This is a genomic window from Phytobacter sp. V91 (assembly GCF_965644225.1).
In the GTDB taxonomy this organism is placed as follows: Bacteria; Pseudomonadota; Gammaproteobacteria; order Enterobacterales; family Enterobacteriaceae; genus CBFFRJ01.
Genome location: NZ_CBFFRJ010000001.1, coordinates 99470 through 116969 on the forward strand (window position 1 = coordinate 99470; position 17500 = coordinate 116969).

Here is a 17500-nt window from a genome sequence, read left to right on the forward strand (position 1 = left end):
GTTATTCCCCCTGACGCTGGTAGTCGTTACGCTGCGCGTTGGCGCGGCGTTGGTCCATGATATCGCCCTGGCTGGAGGACGAAGTTGTACTTGCGCCGCTTGAGCCGGAAGACGATGCAGGCGGCAGGCGCAGGAGATTATTTGCGCCACTGCTATCACTCTTTACCGCCGGTGCGTTACCCCCTTTCAACATCTGATCGAGCGGGAGAACCATCAGGTTGCCGCCTTTATCGTTAACCAGCACTTTGCGCGTATGGCTCAGCACTTTTTCCATGGTCTCGATATAAAGACGTTCGCGGGTAATTTGCGGCGCAGCCTTATACTCAGGCAGGAGCCGGGCAAAGCGGGCCACTTCACCCTGAGCTTCCAGCACGGTCTGAGTCTTATACGCGCGCGCTTCTTCCAGAATACGCTGCGCCTGACCGTTGGCACGTGGCTGCACTTCGTTGATGTAGGCTTCAGCTTCACGAATGTATTGCTGTTCGTTTTCACGGGCAGCAATCGCATCATCAAACGCGGCTTTCACTTCTTCAGGCGGACGCGCAGTCTGGAAGTTGACGTCCAGCAGGGTAATACCCATGTTGTATGGACGAATGGTTTCTTCCAGCTCACGCTGGGTATCGCTACGAATAACGGTACGGCCCTCGGTGAGGATGCGATCCATCGTGTATTTACCGATAACGCCACGCAATGCGCTGTCCGTCGCCTGACGCAGGCTGTCGTCGGCGCTGGTCACGCTAAACAGATAACGTTCCGGATCGGTCACACGGTACTGTACGTTCATTTCAACGCGTACGACGTTCTCATCAGAGGTCAGCATCACGCCAGAGGCCGCCAGCTCACGCACGGATTCAACGTTTACCGCCGTCACGTTATCGACGAACGTCGGTTTCCAGTTCAGGCCTGGTTGAACCAGATGACTGAACTTACCAAAACGCGTCACGACGCCGCGCTCGGCTTCTTTGATGGTGTAGAACCCACTGGCAGCCCAGATAATCACGACCGCCGCAGCAGCTATGCTAACGATACGTCCGCCAATGTGGGCGCGTGGGCCGGAAGGTTGCTGACTTCCACCGCCAGACCCCGTGCCTTTACCACCGCCCAGACCGCCGAGCTTTTTGCTCAGCTTGCGGAAAATATCATCCAGATCAGGAGGACCCTGATCGCGACCGCCTTTGTTTCCATTTCCCTCAGAGTTGCCGCCTGGTTTGCTGCTTCCCCACGGGTCGCGGTCTTGTCCGTTATTACCGGGCTGATTCCACGCCATGTATGTGCTCCATATTTGTTATACGGTTTTACCCTTTATGCTTTGGGTACCCCAAAGGGGAAAATCCTTCTGGCCAACCGGTCAGACGACGTAGTCCTCTAATGCCGGTTCTTGCTTACAGAGTCGACGCCAGTCCACAATCGGCATACGCACCTGCATGCCCAGACTCCCGTCTTCCTCCATCCACTCTTTTTCGATGGCCTGAAGCTGATAAAAACGACTTCTCAGGCGACCTTCTTTTGCCGGTAAGCGCAACGTATGCTGCGCTACCTCACCAGACAGTCGCTCAGTTAAAGCCCTGAATAACAGTGGTACGCCCACTCCGGTCTGGGCAGATAACCAGACCCGAATCGGTTTGTTCTCTTCATCCCGATCAATACGTGGTTCAAAATCATCCAGCATATCGATTTTGTTCATCACCAGAAGTGTCGGGATTTCGTGCGCATCGATTTCCTCGAGCACAACATTTACAGCATCAATATTGTCCTGCAACCGCACATCGGCGGCATCTATCACATGTAACAGCAACGTCGCCTGCCGGGTTTCCTGCAACGTCGCTTTAAACGCGGCCACTAAATCGTGTGGCAAATGGCGGATGAACCCAACGGTATCCGCCAACACGGTTTCACCTACGTCGACAACATCGATACGACGCAACGTGGGATCAAGCGTGGCGAATAATTGATCCGCCGCATACACCTGAGCCTCGGTTATCTGATTAAACAAGGTAGATTTACCGGCGTTGGTATAACCCACCAGCGACACCGTTGGGATATCCGCTTTCGTACGCGAGCGGCGTCCCTGTTCACGCTGCTTTTCCACTTTCTCAAGCCGCGAGAGGATTTGCATAATACGGTTACGCAGTAAACGACGGTCAGTTTCGAGCTGGGTTTCACCCGGACCACGCAAACCAATACCGCCTTTTTGTCTTTCAAGGTGGGTCCAGCCACGCACCAGGCGCGTAGCCAAATGGCGCAACTGCGCCAGCTCAACCTGCAATTTACCTTCATGGGTACGCGCACGTTGGGCAAAAATATCTAATATCAAACCGGTACGATCAATCACCCGGCATTCACATAAAAGTTCGAGATTACGTTCCTGAGCCGGACTCAATGCGTGATCAAATAAAACAACAGAAGCCCCTGTCGCTTTTACGGCTTCCGCAATTTCGACAGCCTTACCTTCACCAACAAAATACTTGGGGTGCGGTGCTTTACGGCTACCAGTAATCACCTGCATTGCTTCGACACCAGCGGAAGAGACCAGAGATTCAAACTCCTGGAGGTCTTCCATATCTTTGTCTTGCGAAAAATAGATGTGTACCAGTACCGCCTGCTCACCGGCTTCATAACGGTCAAACAAGCGTAAAGTCTCCTAAAATACCAGCGGGGAACTCAGAATCCTGGCTCCCCGGCATGGAATAACAGCCATCAACCTTATTCGGTTTCTTCGCTGTCTTGCTGAGCAGACGCCTGAGCATTGCTACCATGATGATAGTTGCTGCTGGTACCGCCACCGGCATTGTTGCTGTGATGAGAAACCGGGCGAGACGGAACAACAGTGGAAATAGCATGCTTATAGACCATCTGGCTGACCGTGTTTTTCAACAGGATCACGAACTGATCGAAAGACTCAATTTGCCCTTGCAGCTTAATACCATTCACCAAATAAATTGAAACTGGAACACGTTCCCGACGCAATGCGTTCAGGAACGGATCTTGTAAAGATTGCCCCTTAGCCATTCTATCTTTTCCTTATATGCTTGTTTTGTACTTAGAACCCGGGAGTTCTGAAAACTGCGTAAAATTTTGCGCACGATTCCACTTAATTGTACACACTCAACCCGCGATAGCACCAATAACCTGTAACACATCGTTGTACGATTGTTGCGGCTTTTCACTGTCTAACCAGTGAACGTCGTCCCAACCACGCAACCAGGTTATCTGCCGCTTGGCTAACTGCCTCGTAGCGCAAATACCTCTGTAAACCATTTCGTCATATGAGATCTCGCCAACAAGATATGACCACATCTGGCGGTATCCCACGCAACGAACGGAAGGCATGTCCGTATGCAAATCTCCGCGAGCAAATAGCGCCCGCACTTCTGCTTCAAAACCCGAAGCCAACATCTGATGAAAACGCTGCTCAATTCGCTGATGGAGCAGTTCACGGCTCGCCGGGGCGATGGCGAACTGATACACCTGATACGGCAGAGCGTCTCCTGACGTTTGCGTCAGATCTGTTAAAGTTTTACCCGAAATGAAAAAAACTTCCAGTGCTCGGGAAAGTCTTTGCGGATCATTTGGATGGATTCGCGCAGCCGCAACAGGATCAATCGCCTGCAACTGCTGATGTAATGCTTCCCATCCACGCTCTGCTGCTTGTTTCTCAATTTCGGCTCGTACCGTCGGATCGGCACAAGGCAACGGCGATAGCCCTTCCAGCAATGCCTTAAAGTAGAGCATCGTGCCCCCCACCAACAGCGGAATACGCCCGGAGGCGGTGATCTCATCCATTTGCGCCAGGGCGTCACGGCGAAAATCTGCCGCTGAATACGCCTGGGCCGGATCACGAATATCCAGAAGCCGATGGGGAGCCGCACATAATTCTTCGGCAGTCGGCTTCGCCGTGCCGATGTCCATCCCCTGATAGATAAGGGCGGAATCTACGCTTATCAACTCAACTGGCAAAACTTTACGTAACTCAATGGCTAACGCTGTTTTACCCGAGGCAGTCGGCCCCATTAAAAAAATCGCCTTTGGCAGGCCAGTCTTACTGATATCACTCATGGTTCAGGGCATTCATTGCTATAGATAAATCAACAGGTTGTAACAGGCCCTCTGGCGGTGTTTTCACCAGGTGCGGACAAAGGCGTTCGACGTCGGTCAACAGGGTAATGGCCTGCGCCATACTCCACTGGCTATGCTCACTCGCCAGCTGGCGGGCAATCCATTGGGCTGTATTCACCGCATCAATCGTTGTCTGCTGCGCCAGGTAGCCTATCAGTTCAGGAATCAAGATTTGTAAATTTTGTTGGCGTAAGGGTAAAGGCACGCCGCGCAAGGTAATGTGCTGACCGTCAGGGACAAATTCCACCCCCATTTCCGCCAGTACTCCCTGCGCCCGTTTTAGGGTTGCACTCTCCTGCGCAGACACTTTCAGCCGCACCGGGATCAACAGCGGTTGACCAACAACCGGGCCATTTTCCGGGGAGAGCTGCCGCAGCCTTAGCCAGCGTTCAGCCACCGACAGCGCCAGCAGCATCACGTTTCCATCACGCTCCAGCAGCGCATACTCAGGCGCGACGATGGTCAGTACCCGCCCAAAGCTCTGACTATGGGCATCCAGCGCCGGGGAGCTGCTTGTGACGTTCTCCCCGCTATGGCGACTCCCCTGCGGCGTGTCCAGCAACTGGCGGTAAAGAGCGCCCTGCTGTTTTTGATAACCCGGCTGGGCCGTTGGCCATGTGGGCGTTCGTGCAGAAGTGCCAGAGTAAGTCCCCGCCGCCGCCGAATCGCGCATCACCGAAGGTTCACGCGCCGCCGCAGGCTCAGCGAACTGGTTACGTCCTGCCGCTACCCGGTTTTCCGGAAGGGCGCGGGGCGCAACCTCTTCCGTTAGCGGCAAGGAGGCGTCGGCCTGCTGCTGCAGCACACTCAACACTCCCTGATAAATAAAGTCATGCACCAGTCGTGACTGATGAAAACGCACCTCGTGTTTTGCCGGATGCACGTTGACGTCAACCTGATGCGGATCGATCGAAAGATAGAGGACAAAAGCAGGTTGCTGATCGGCGCCCAGCTTATCTTCACAGGCCTGGCGAATGGCATGGTTAATTAGTCGATCGCGCATCATGCGGCCATTCACGTAGCAGTACTGGATCTCGGCAAAAGCCGCCGTGGTCGCCCCCGGCTCCGCCACCCAGCCGCGCAGGGCAAGATCCCCGTGCTGCCACTCTATCGCCAGCGCTTTTTCAAGAAATGCCGTGCTGCAAATCGCCCCCAGCCGCCGCTCATTCTGCCCACCCAGGGCAACGGCACGATACTGGCGCACCATTTTGCCGTTGTGGCTAAGATTAATGGTCACATCAAAACGGGCCAGCGCAATCCGCCGCACGACTTCGTCAATATGGGCAAATTCGGTCTTTTCGGTGCGCATAAATTTGCGCCGGGCGGGGGTGTTATAGAAGAGATCCAGCACTTCCAGCGTGGTGCCAACCGGATGAGCTGCCGGTTTGACAGTCACCGCCATATCACGCCCTTCCGCATAAGCCTGCCAGGCTTCTGACTGTTCAGCAGTACGGGAGGTAAGCATCAGACGGGAAACGGAGCTGATACTGGCTAAGGCTTCGCCGCGAAAACCGAGGCTGATGATCGCCTCCAGGTCATCCAGCGAGGCGATCTTGCTGGTGGCGTGGCGAGCCAGCGCCAGCGCCAGCTCTTCTTTATTAATCCCGCAGCCGTTATCGCGAATACGAATGAGCTTCGCGCCACCGCGTTCAATATCAATGTCGATACGGGTTGCTCCCGCATCAAGACTGTTTTCAACCAGTTCCTTCACCACCGACGCAGGGCGTTCCACCACTTCGCCCGCGGCTATTTGGTTCGCAAGCTGTGGCGGCAAAACCTGAATTGGCATGAATGCTCCTTAGTTAAACAGTCCGTGTGATGGCGTTTCTGCACTGGCCATTTGCGCCGTCCCGCCTTGCGGGGCCGACTGCAACGGGTGGGCGAGGAAGTAATTACGTAATCCGCTGTAAATCGCCTCAGCCAGCTGCTGCTGATAGTCACTGCTGGCCAGCAAACGCTCTTCGCTGTTGTTGCTGATAAACCCGGTTTCAACCAGCACCGATGGGATATCCGGCGAACGCAGCACGCCCAGACTGGCGTGTTCCGGACGACGCTTATGCAACGCGCCAATACGCGAAAGCTGAGTAATCATACTGGTCGCGACATCATAACCGACCCGCTGGGAATGGCCGAATTGCAAATCCAGCACCGCCTGGCTCAGATAAGGATCTGACTGACTGTTCGCCAGCACATCCCCCGCGCCGCCCAGCAATTCAGATTGCTTTTCGTGCTGCTCAAGCCAGCCGGCCATCTCGCTGTTCGCCCGACGATTGGACAGAACCCAGACAGAGGCCCCTGTCGCATCACGATTTGGTGCGGCGTCCGCATGGATTGAGACCAGGAAATTGGCGTTTTGTTTACGGGCCACATCAGAACGCCCCATCACCGAAATAAAGTAATCGCCGTCGCGGGTCAGCACCGCTTTAAACATCGGATCGTCATTTAACAGGGAACGTAATTTGCGCGCCACGGAGATAGTGATGTTTTTCTCCTGGGTGCCGCCAGGCCCAATCGCTCCAGGATCCTGGCCGCCGTGTCCGGCATCAATCGCGATAATCACTTTGTCACCTGTTACCGCACGGGCCTGGGCCGCAGGGCGCACCGCCGTATTGCTGCTGGTGACACTGGTAATACGGTCGTTGTCCGATTTAAAAGGATTACGCGCAGGTTGAACGGGACGAGGGGCAACAGCAGGCGTTTCAACGCGCTGTACCACCGCTTTCGGCGGCGGAGGCGGCGGCGGAACATCGGCATCAATAGTGAAGACCACCGAGTAACCCGCGCCATTTTGCTGTTTCACCGCCCGGGTTTTGCCGTTTTGGGTAAGATCGACCACCAGCCGCAGCGACTGGCTGTCTTTCGGCGTACCGGAACGAATGCTTTTGACCAGGTTGTTGCCGCTGAACTGCAACGGCAGGCCCTGAATCACGCCGGTTTGTTTAATATCCAGCGCCACACTGCGTTTACCCTCTTGCGAGAACGCATATTCAGGATCCCCCATAAAACTGAACGTAATACGGGCCTGCGCGTCGCCATTAGAGACCTGGATATCCGACAAACTTGCCGCATTCACGCAGGCGCTGAGTAACACCAGCGCCGCAACTAACCAACTTCTCACGCGATAAATCATCCCGTCATCCCTAAGATTAGCTGGCTAAACGCGCCAGTAATGAATCGCCAGATGAGGATACAGCAGTAATGCGTGCCTCACGCTCCTGCGCCTGATAATCAATATGGATTTCGACATCCGGGTCAGGCAGTACACCCGCGCCTTGTTGCGGCCACTCGACCAGGCAAATCGCGTCGTTGGCAAAATAGTCGCGGATCCCCATAAATTCCAGCTCCTCAGGATCCGCAAGGCGGTACAGGTCGAAGTGATAGACGTTTACACCGTCCAGCGTGTAGGGTTCGACCAGTGTGTAAGTGGGACTTTTTACGTTGCCTTTATGGCCGAGCGCCTGTAAAAAGCCGCGGCTAAAGGTGGTTTTACCTGCCCCAAGGTCGCCGTACAGATAAATCACGGTTGCGCCATGGCAAGCCTGCGCCATACGTTGACCCAAATCCAGGGTCGCTTGCTCGTCAGGTAAAGGAATTACTTGGTTCATCATTCTGTATCACTAACATCCGGGTTAACTACACGCACCAGCGTGGAAAAAAGATCGGTCGCCAGCATACCCCGCATACCCTGCTTTGCTGCCAGCACATCAGCCGCCGCACCATGCGCAAGCGCACCGGCACAGGCCGCGTCGTACAGAGAATGTTTCTGGCCGAGCAACGCCCCAATAATGCCGGTAAGGACATCTCCCATGCCAGCACTGGCCATACCAGCATTGCCAGCATCGATAATGCTCGTCTGGCCATTTTCGTCGCTCACCAGGGTTCCCGCCCCTTTCAGTACGACAACGCCTGCGTAACGTTTTAGCAGACGTTGCGCAGAAAGTAAGCGATCACTTTCAATTTCTGCAACTGAACAGTTGAGCAGGCGGGCTGCCTCGCCGGGATGCGGCGTCAGAATGCGATTGTGACGTTTATCGGGATTGATTGCCAGAAGGTTCAACGCGTCCGCATCCCAGAGCATCGGTTTACGGAAATTCTCCACTTTGCGCAGGGCGTTTTTCCCCCACTCCTGTTGCCCAAGACCTGGCCCAATCACCAGCACATCGGCCCATTCGAGGCTATCGTCCAGCGAGTCAGCGGTGAGCTCATGGACCATCAGTTCAGGGCGCGCAGTCACAATCGGCGCAATGTTTTCCTGACGGGTTAAGACCCGCACCAGTCCGGCCCCGGCACGGAGTGCGGCTTCGCCCGCCATGCGGATAGCTCCCGCAGTGCCATGATCGCCGCCGATAATCACGACCCGCCCGTGGGAGCCTTTGTGCGATGTCGGGCGGCGGGGAAGAAACCACCGGGAGAGCCAGCTGCTGTCAACACGAGTGAGTGAAGTCTGCTGGCCTGCCAGCCAGTTATCCAGCCCCAGCGCGTGGTGATGAAGAGAGCCGGTGACATCGCGCGCCTTGCCGGTTAACAGGCCGGGCTTAAGCGCTATGAAGGTCACGGTATGTTCAGCGTTGATGACCGCGCCGGGCGTGGCGCCCGTTTGGGCAATCAGTCCCGAAGGGATATCCAGCGCCAGAACGGGCGCTGAATGCGCATTGGCCTGAAGAATAAGTACTGCGACGTTTTCTCTCGGGGCTGCGCGTATCCCGGTGCCCAACAGGCCATCAATAATAAGATCAACAGCATCAGGCCAGACGATATCAGCGGCATGAATAACACCGCCTGCGGCCAGCCAGGCTTCGCGCGCCGTCCTTGCCTCTTCCGGCAGCGGTTTGTCGCTGTCAATCGCCAGTAAGGTAACGTTAATGCCCGCCCCTGCCGCCAGCCGGGCAACGACGTAACCATCGCCCCCGTTATTACCATGCCCGCACAGTACCAGCCAGAGCCGGGCCTGCGGGTAACAGGTTTGCGCCACATCGAAGGCGGCCTGCCCCGCACGCTGCATGAGTTCATACAGCGTAATCCCCAGGCAGTCAGCGGCCTCTTTTTCTGCCCGTCGCAGTTCATCCGCAGGCCAGATGGAGTGTGGTATACTTGCTGCGTTTTTCTTCATTGTATGGTCCGTCATGTCAGAGCCCCTCGATCTCAATCAATTAGCGCAAAGCATCAAACAGTGGGGCACTGAACTGGGGTTTCAGCAGGTCGGGATAGCTGACACCGACCTTTCTGCCAGCGAGCCTGCATTGCAGGCATGGCTGGACAAGCAATACCATGGCGAAATGGAGTGGATGGCGCGTCACGGTATGATGCGTGCCCGCCCACACGAACTTCTGCCCGGCACCTTGCGGGTGATAAGCGTGAGAATGAATTATCTGCCCGCTAATGCCGCTTTCGCCAGCACGCTAAAAAACCCGGCGATGGGCTACGTCAGCCGCTACGCGTTGGGTCGCGATTATCATAAGCTGCTGCGTAATCGCTTAAAGCAACTCGGCGAAAAACTTCAGCAGCAATGCGCCTCGCTGAATTTTAGACCTTTTGTCGACTCTGCGCCCATTCTTGAACGCCCGCTGGCTGAAAAAGCCGGGCTTGGCTGGACAGGTAAGCACTCACTTATCCTCAATCGCGACGCCGGGTCGTTCTTTTTCCTCGGCGAGTTGCTGATTGATTTACCCCTTCCCGTTGATAAGCCGGTGGAAGAAGCCTGTGGTCGCTGCGTGGCCTGCCTCACCATTTGCCCGACAGGCGCCATCGTCGAACCCTATACCGTTGATGCCAGGCGCTGCATCTCCTACCTCACCATTGAGCTGGAAGGCGCCATTCCGCCGGAATTTCGTCCCCTGATTGGCAACCGCATCTATGGCTGTGATGATTGTCAGCTTATCTGTCCCTGGAACCGTTTTTCACAATTAACGGATGAAGCCGACTTCAGCCCGCGCAAAGCGCTGCACGCCCCGGAGCTGACAGCGCTCTTTGCCTGGAGTGAAAGTTACTTTTTAAAAGTGACGGAAGGCTCGGCGATACGCCGTATCGGCCATTTACGCTGGCTGAGAAATATTGCCGTTGCACTGGGTAATGCGCCCTGGGATGCAGCCAATATTGAGGCCCTGGAACAACGCAAAGGTGAGCACCCACTTCTCGATGAGCACATAGACTGGGCGATTGCGCAGCAAATTGATAAACGCAATGCCTGCGTTATTGAGGTGCAAATGCCGAAGAAACAACGTCTGGTGAGGGTGATTGAAAAAGGACTGCCGCGTGATGCCTGAGTCGTCCACAGCGTGTGTATAAAATTAAAAACACATTGCGATTCAACGCGAACAAAATCGTCAAGAGATCGTATTAACAATTTGAAATCTTAATTTTGTTATAAATTTCATACAATTACATTGGGATTATTCATCAGACGAAGTAATTCATCGCTTTCTGACATTCGATGGATCTGTGGATAAGTCTGTTCACAATAATTTTGAATAGCGAAAAGAATCGTCCTCAGCCTGCAATTACGCTGTGGATAATTTGGAAGATAAGTAAATCTGGAGCGGGAAACGAGACTCGAACTCGCGACCCCGACCTTGGCAAGGTCGTGCTCTACCAACTGAGCTATTCCCGCTTGGGTGGTGCGTATCTTGCGATACTTTTCAAATTTTGGAGCGGGAAACGAGACTCGAACTCGCGACCCCGACCTTGGCAAGGTCGTGCTCTACCAACTGAGCTATTCCCGCATAATCTCAAACTGCAATTTGCTGCGCTTCGGCGGCGGTCTGCAATCTTCCGATCAGGATGGTGCATTCAAATTTTGGAGCGGGAAACGAGACTCGAACTCGCGACCCCGACCTTGGCAAGGTCGTGCTCTACCAACTGAGCTATTCCCGCAAACATCATTTTTCTTGCTGTCGTGCTTTCACATTTCTGTGTCTTCACGGGAGGCGCATTATACGAGAATTCCTTTCTCCTGCAAGCCCCCTAAAACCGTTTTTTTTAATTTTTCGTTCAAATGCTGGTTTTATCAGCAAAGTGTACGATTTAGCGGCAATCCACCAAAAACCAGACCGGGCAGCGTCTTACCGCCCGGTAACCGGCAGCGTTAAAGCTTAATAAAATGTTCGCGATAGTAAGACAGCTCCGCCACCGATTCACGAATATCGTCCATTGCCTGATGGGTGCCCTGCTTTTTAAAACCATCGAGAATTTCAGGCTTCCAGCGACGCGCCAGCTCTTTCAGGGTACTGACATCCAGATAGCGGTAATGGAAATACGCCTCGAGTTCCGGCATATACTTAAACAGGAAACGGCGGTCCTGACCAATACTGTTGCCGCAAATTGGCGATTTCCCGGCAGGAACCCACTGTTTGAGGAACTCAATCGTCGCCAGTTCAGCGGCACGGTCATCCTGCTTACTTGCCTTCACACGTTCCACAAGGCCACTATCGGTATGGGTGCGGACGTTCCAGTCATCCATCAGCGCCAGCTGTTCATCTGACTGATGCACCGCAATCGTCGGCCCTTCAGCGAGGATATTCAGATTCGCGTCGGTCACCAGCGTCGCGATCTCAATAATGCGATCGTGCGTGGGATCCAGGCCAGTCATCTCCAGATCAATCCAAATGAGGTTCTTTTCATCAGCACTCATGCTATTTTCCACCCTTCTCGCGTCATACCAGCGTGACTATATTCATCTAAAATAGCGTGTATCATAAAGGTTTTGCCCTTTCAGGGCGACCAGGAGCCAGCTCGATTGAGTAAAAATAAACTCTCCAAAGGCCAGCAGCGCCGTGTAAATGCAAACCATGAGCGTAGGTTAAAAACCTCTGCGGAGAAAAAAGATTTTGACGACAACCTGTTCGGTGACACCGCCGAAGGCATTGTGATAAGCCGTTTTGGCATGCATGCCGACGTAGAATCCGCCGAAGGAAGCGTTCACCGCTGCAACATTCGCCGCACCATTCGTTCTCTGGTCACGGGCGATCGTGTCGTCTGGCGTCCGGGTAAAGAAGCGGCTGAAGGCGTGACGGTAAAAGGTATTGTCGAAGCGGTGCATGAACGCACATCCGTTCTGACTCGTCCGGATTTTTATGATGGCGTGAAGCCGATTGCCGCAAATATCAATCAGATAGTGATCGTCTCCGCCATCCTGCCTGAGCTGTCACTGAACATTATCGATCGCTACCTTGTCGCCTGCGAGACCCTGGACGTCGAACCGCTGATCGTGTTGAACAAAATCGATCTGCTGGATGACGAGGGTATGGCTTTCGTTAATGAGCAGATGGCGATTTATCGCAAAATTGGTTATCGCGTATTGCTGGTGTCCAGCCATAAACAAGATGGTCTGAAGCCGCTTGAAGAGGCATTAACAGGCCGAATCAGTATCTTTGCCGGGCAATCCGGGGTGGGTAAATCCAGCCTGCTGAATAACCTGCTCGGCTTGCAGAACGAGATCCTCACCAATGAGGTTTCTGATAACTCAGGTCTGGGTCAGCACACCACTACCGCGTCGCGGCTGTACCATTTCCCGCACGGCGGCGATGTGATTGACTCCCCCGGAGTACGCGAATTTGGTCTCTGGCACCTCGAGCCGGAACAAATCACCCACGGATTTGTCGAATTCCATGACTATTTAGGTCACTGCAAATACCGTGACTGCAAACACGCGAATGATCCAGGCTGTGCGCTTCGCGAAGCGGTTGGTAAAGGTGAGATTTCTGAGATCCGCTTTGAAAATTATCACCGTATTCTGGAAAGCATGGCGCAGGTAAAAACGCGTAAAAACTTTTCTGATACCGATAGCTGACTAATAAGCTAAGCATCGCCAGAATAGTCCCCTTTTTTATGGATCTGGTGAATAATCCCGGATCAGGAACGACAAAAAAATGGCCTGGAGGCTATCTTGTTAAACTCATTTAAACTTTCGCTTCAATACATTCTGCCCAAACTGTGGCTCACTCGCCTGGCGGGTTGGGGCGCAAGCAAGCGTGCAGGCTGGCTGACCAAACTGGTCATCGATCTGTTCGTGAAGTATTACAAGGTCGACATGCAGGAAGCCCAAAAGCCGGACACGGCCAGCTACCGCACATTCAACGACTTTTTCGTGCGTCCCCTGCGCGAGGATGTGCGCCCGCAGAACACCGATCCCAACGTGCTGGTGATGCCTGCTGATGGTGTTATCAGTCAGTTAGGTAAAATCGATAACGACAAACTGTTGCAGGCCAAAGGCCATTATTTCAGCCTCGAAGCCCTGCTGGCAGGCAACTATCTGATGGCGGATCTGTTCCGTAACGGCTCCTTCGCCACCACCTATTTGTCACCGCGTGATTACCACCGTGTGCATATGCCGTGCAACGGTATCCTGCGCGAGATGATCTATGTGCCGGGCGATCTGTTCTCGGTGAACCATCTGACCGCGCAAAACGTACCGAACCTGTTTGCCCGTAACGAACGCGTCATTTGCCTGTTTGATACGGAATTTGGTCCCATGGCGCAGATTCTGGTCGGCGCCACCATTGTGGGCAGCATTGAAACCGTTTGGGCAGGCACCGTCACCCCGCCGCGCGAAGGGATTATCAAGCGCTGGACCTGGCCTGCTGGTGAAAACGATGGCGCGGTGGCCCAGCTGAAAGGCCAGGAGATGGGTCGTTTCAAGCTGGGTTCAACCGTTATCAACCTGTTTGCTGCGGATAAAGTGCAGCTGGTTGAACATCTGCAAAATCTGTCGGTGACCAAAATCGGCGAGCCGCTGGCAACCTCCACGCAGACGCTGGTGACCCCGGAGACCAACCCGACAGAGCTGCCAGAAGAAGAACAAGCGGTAGAACACGAAGCCAGCCCGCTGGTTGACGATAAAAAAGACGAAGTTTAACCAAAAGGTACGCTGCTGTGCGCCTGATTATCATTTTTCTGATGGCCTGGTGCCTCAGCCTGGGGGCGCATGCTGCAAGCGCCCCCGACGCCAAACAAATCTCACAGGAACTGGAGCAGGCCAAAGCGGCGAAAGCGACACCGGATCAAACTGAAACGGTAGAGCTGCTCCAGGGCGCGCTGAACGCCCTTGAAGAGCGTAAAGGCTCACTTGAGCGTGCGGCGCAATATCAGGATGTTATTGATAACTTCCCCAAACTTTCCCGTACGTTGCGCTCCCAGCTGGAAAAGTTGCGTGACGATCCTAAATCGGTGCCGGCCAATATCAGTACCGACGCGCTAAATCAGGAAATTCTGCAGGTCAGTAGTCAGCTACTGGATAAAACCCGTGAGGCGCAGCAGGAGCAGGAACGCGCCCGCGAAATCAACGACTCCCTTAGCCAGTTGCCGCAACAGCAAACGGATGCCCGCCGCCAGGTCAGTGAGGTGGAGCGACGTCTCAGTGGGCAATCCGCAGCCACTCCGCTTGCCCAGGCGCAAAGCCTCAGTGCCCAGGCTGAATCCGCCCGCCTTCGCGCACTGGTGGATGAACTGGAGCTGGGGCAGCTGTCGGCTAATAATCGCCAGGAGCTGGCGCGGATGCGCTCTGAGCTGGCGCAGAAACAGGCCCAGCAGCTGGATGCCTACCTTCAGGCTTTGCGCAACCAGCTCAATAGCCAGCGCCAGCGTGAAGCCGAACTGGCGCTGGAAAGCACCGAGCTGCTGGCGGAGAACAGCGATAACCTGCCGCCAGGCATCATTGAGCAGTTTAAAATTAACCGTGAGCTGTCCAAGGCGCTGAATCAACAGGCCCAGCGCATGGATCTGGTGGCCTCACAGCAACGGCAGGCCACCAATCAAACGCTGCAGGTCCGTCAGGCGCTGAACACGCTGCGCGAGCAATCACAGTGGCTTGGCGCGTCGAATATGCTCGGTGAAGCCCTGCGCGCTCAGGTCGCCCGACTGCCGGAAATGCCGAAACCACAGCAACTGGATACCGAAATGGCCCAGCTGCGGGTGCACCGTATGCGTTACGAAGATCTGGTCAACAAGCAGCCGCAGTTACGGCAAATTCGCCAGGTTGATGGCCAGGCGCTCACCAGTGAACAGAGCCGGATCCTCGAAGCCCAGTTGCGCACGCAGCGGGAGCTGCTCTCCTCCCTGTTGCAGGGTGGCGATACGCTGATTCTGGAGCTGACCAAACTCAAAGTCTCCAACAGTCAACTGGAGGATGCGCTGCGGGAGGTGAATGAAGCCACCCACCGCTATCTCTTCTGGACCGCTGACGTCAGCCCAATGACCTTCGCCTGGCCGCTGGAAATCGTGCAGGATCTGCAAAGGCTTATCTCGCTGGATACCTTCAGCCAGTTGGGTAAAGCCAGCGTGATGATGGTGACCAGCAAAGAGACATTGCTGCCGCTGTTTGGCGCGCTGGTGCTGGTGGGCTTTAGCCTGTATTCGCGCAAGCATTTCACCCGTTTTCTCGAGCGCTCCAGCGCCAGAGTCGGCAAAGTCACCCAGGACCATTTCTGGCTGACTCTGCGAACTGTCTTCTGGTCGATTCTGGTGGCCCTTCCGCTTCCGGTACTATGGGCAACGCTAGGCTATGGATTACGCGAAGCCTGGCCATACCCGCTGGCGGTCGCGATTGGCGATGGCGTAACCGCCACCGTGCCGCTGCTATGGGGGGTCATGATCTGCGCCACCTTTGCCCGCCCGACCGGACTGTTTGTCGCCCACTTCGGCTGGCCGCGCAGCCGGGTGGCGCGAGGGATGCGTAACTACCTGATGAGTATCGGCTTTATTGTGCCGCTGATCATGGCGCTGATTATGTTTGATAACCTGAATGACCGGGAATTTTCCGGTTCTCTGGGGCGCTTATGCTTTATGCTGATTTGCGGCGCGTTAACCGTTGTGACCCTTAGCCTGAAGCGGGCCGGTATTCCACTGTATGTCGACAAGAGCGGCAGCGGCGACAATATGGCGAACCGCCTGTTGTGGAATATGCTGCTCAGTGCGCCCCTGCTGGCGATGCTTGCCGCCGCAGTGGGCTATCTGGCGACCTCGCAGGCGCTGCTTGCGCGTCTTGAAACCTCGGTGGCGATTTGGTTCCTGCTGCTGGTGGTCTATCACGTTATACGCCGCTGGATGCTGATCCAGCGCCGTCGTCTGGCCTTTGATCGCGCCCGTCACCGTCGTGCGGAAATTCTCGCCCAGCGCGCCAAAGGCGAAGAAGATACGGCGCATGCCACCAGCACCGAGGGATCGGTGGAGATCGACGAAAAAGAGCTCGATCTGGATGCCATCAGCGTGCAGTCATTACGCCTGGTACGCTCCATACTGATGCTGATCGCGCTGCTGTCGGTAATCGTCCTGTGGTCAGAAATCCATTCAGCCTTCGGCTTCCTGGAAAATATTTCACTCTGGGATGTCACCTCCACTGTCCAGGGCGTGGAAAGCCTCGAGCCGATAACCCTGGGGGCCGTGCTGATTGCCATTCTGGTCTTTATCATCACCACCCAACTGGTGCGCAATTTTCCGGCGCTTCTCGAACTGGCGTTGTTACAACATCTGGATCTCACCCCAGGCACCGGCTACGCCATTACCACCATCACTAAATACCTGCTGATGGTGATTGGCGGACTGGTGGGCTTCTCGATGATCGGCATCGAATGGTCAAAACTTCAGTGGCTGGTGGCGGCACTCAGCGTCGGTTTAGGTTTTGGTTTACAGGAGATCTTCGCCAACTTTATCTCTGGCCTGATCATCTTGTTTGAGAAACCGATCCGTATTGGCGACACCGTGACAATCCGCGATCTGACGGGAAGCGTTACGAAGATCAACACCCGTGCGACGACGATCAGCGACTGGGATCGCAAAGAGATCATCGTGCCCAATAAGGCGTTTATCACTGAGCAGTTTATTAACTGGTCGCTGTCGGATTCCGTCACCCGTGTGGTACTGACAGTACCGGCGCCGGGTGATGCGAATAGCGAGGAAGTCACACAAATCCTGCATACCGCAGCAGAACGCTGCTCGCTGGTCATTGATAACCCGCCGCCGGAAGTGTTCCTGGTGGATCTCCAGCAGGGGCTTCAGTTGTTTGAGTTGCGAATTTACGCCGCGGAAATGGGCCACCGTATGCCGCTACGTCACGAAATTCATCAGCTGATTCTGGCGGGCTTCCGTGAACACGGTATCGATCTGCCATTCCCGCCTTTCCAGATGCGACTGGAAAGCCTGGATGGCCGCAAAACGGCGCGCACATTGACGTCAGCAGGAAGAAGCAGTCGCCCGGCGGGTAGCCTGTAGAAGAAAAATACCCGCACAGACGATCCCCTTGTATGTTTAAAGTCACTTCAGTTACCCGCCACCAGGCGGGTACACTGCTACCGTGTTTGACCTGATGCCACAGCCCGTTAACCCTCTGGGTTTTCAAGCCCGCGGGAGAGCTTATGGCGTGGCATCAGTTTTCCTGTAAACCCGAACAGCTGCC

General features: G+C 54.9%; 12 protein-coding genes, 3 tRNA genes and 1 pseudogene. 4 read left to right on the top strand and 12 right to left on the bottom strand.

The genetic code is table 11. The annotated features are described in order from the left end of the window. Nucleotide 1 precedes the first annotated feature (1 nt). From hflK to nnr, 8 genes and pseudogenes are all read right to left on the bottom strand, one after another. On the bottom strand, nucleotides 2–1267 hold the full coding sequence (hflK, locus tag ACSZO4_RS00480; RefSeq protein ID WP_437886868.1) for an FtsH protease activity modulator HflK: 1266 nt from the start codon (nucleotides 1265–1267) through the stop codon (nucleotides 2–4). Between the two features lie 81 nt (nucleotides 1268–1348). Continuing rightward, on the bottom strand, nucleotides 1349–2629 hold the full coding sequence (gene hflX / locus ACSZO4_RS00485) for a ribosome rescue GTPase HflX (RefSeq protein ID WP_437886869.1): 1281 nt from the start codon (nucleotides 2627–2629) through the stop codon (nucleotides 1349–1351). A gap of 74 nt (nucleotides 2630–2703) precedes the next feature. Continuing rightward, nucleotides 2704–3009 carry an RNA chaperone Hfq gene (gene hfq / locus ACSZO4_RS00490; RefSeq protein ID WP_437886870.1) on the bottom strand — a complete coding sequence of 102 codons (306 nt, stop codon included), beginning with the start codon at nucleotides 3007–3009 and terminating at the stop codon, nucleotides 2704–2706. A 96-nt stretch (nucleotides 3010–3105) separates the two neighbouring features. Next, a complete protein-coding gene (gene miaA, locus ACSZO4_RS00495) occupies nucleotides 3106–4056 on the bottom strand; it encodes a tRNA (adenosine(37)-N6)-dimethylallyltransferase MiaA (RefSeq protein WP_437886871.1) in 951 nt (316 codons plus the stop codon). Then, complete coding sequence (gene mutL, locus ACSZO4_RS00500) at nucleotides 4049–5905, bottom strand: DNA mismatch repair endonuclease MutL (RefSeq protein ID WP_437886872.1); 1857 nt, start codon at nucleotides 5903–5905, stop codon at nucleotides 4049–4051. Before mutL ends, miaA begins: the two co-directional genes overlap by 8 nt. 9 nt (nucleotides 5906–5914) lie before the next feature. After that, nucleotides 5915–7246, bottom strand: coding sequence for an N-acetylmuramoyl-L-alanine amidase AmiB (gene amiB, locus ACSZO4_RS00505; RefSeq protein ID WP_437886873.1), 1332 nt, complete (start codon nucleotides 7244–7246; stop codon nucleotides 5915–5917). A 16-nt stretch (nucleotides 7247–7262) separates the two neighbouring features. Next, a complete protein-coding gene (gene tsaE, locus ACSZO4_RS00510; RefSeq protein ID WP_437886874.1) occupies nucleotides 7263–7724 on the bottom strand; it encodes a tRNA (adenosine(37)-N6)-threonylcarbamoyltransferase complex ATPase subunit type 1 TsaE in 462 nt (153 codons plus the stop codon). Then, nucleotides 7696–9241, bottom strand: a pseudogene (gene nnr / locus ACSZO4_RS00515) (bifunctional ADP-dependent NAD(P)H-hydrate dehydratase/NAD(P)H-hydrate epimerase). Before nnr ends, tsaE begins: the two are co-directional and overlap by 29 nt. Here nnr and queG point away from each other — a divergent pair. Further along, a complete protein-coding gene (gene queG, locus ACSZO4_RS00520) occupies nucleotides 9240–10379 on the top strand; it encodes a tRNA epoxyqueuosine(34) reductase QueG (protein WP_437886875.1) in 1140 nt (379 codons plus the stop codon). The pseudogene nnr and the gene queG overlap by 2 nt on opposite strands. Before the next feature lie 268 nt (nucleotides 10380–10647). On the opposite strand, the gene ACSZO4_RS00525 is transcribed toward queG, so the two are convergent. The 4 genes from ACSZO4_RS00525 to orn form a co-directional block, all read right to left on the bottom strand. Continuing rightward, nucleotides 10648–10723, bottom strand: a tRNA-Gly gene (locus ACSZO4_RS00525). Between the two features lie 36 nt (nucleotides 10724–10759). Further along, nucleotides 10760–10835 (bottom strand) — tRNA-Gly (locus ACSZO4_RS00530). Nucleotides 10836–10910: 75 nt separating this feature from the next. Further along, nucleotides 10911–10986 (bottom strand) — tRNA-Gly (locus ACSZO4_RS00535). Nucleotides 10987–11197: 211 nt separating this feature from the next. Next, on the bottom strand, nucleotides 11198–11743 hold the full coding sequence (orn, locus tag ACSZO4_RS00540) for an oligoribonuclease (RefSeq protein ID WP_437886876.1): 546 nt from the start codon (nucleotides 11741–11743) through the stop codon (nucleotides 11198–11200). 105 nt (nucleotides 11744–11848) lie between these two features. Between orn and rsgA the strand changes: the two genes are divergently transcribed. The 3 genes from rsgA to mscM all read left to right on the top strand — a co-directional run bounded on the left by rsgA (nucleotide 11849) and on the right by mscM (nucleotide 17316). Beyond that, nucleotides 11849–12901, top strand: a complete 1053-nt coding sequence (gene rsgA, locus ACSZO4_RS00545) for a small ribosomal subunit biogenesis GTPase RsgA (protein ID WP_437886877.1) — start codon at nucleotides 11849–11851, stop codon at nucleotides 12899–12901. 96 nt (nucleotides 12902–12997) lie between these two features. After that, on the top strand, nucleotides 12998–13966 hold the full coding sequence (asd, locus tag ACSZO4_RS00550) for an archaetidylserine decarboxylase (protein ID WP_437886878.1): 969 nt from the start codon (nucleotides 12998–13000) through the stop codon (nucleotides 13964–13966). A gap of 17 nt (nucleotides 13967–13983) precedes the next feature. Continuing rightward, a complete protein-coding gene (gene mscM, locus ACSZO4_RS00555) occupies nucleotides 13984–17316 on the top strand; it encodes a miniconductance mechanosensitive channel MscM (RefSeq protein ID WP_437886879.1) in 3333 nt (1110 codons plus the stop codon). Nucleotides 17317–17500 lie beyond the last annotated feature (184 nt).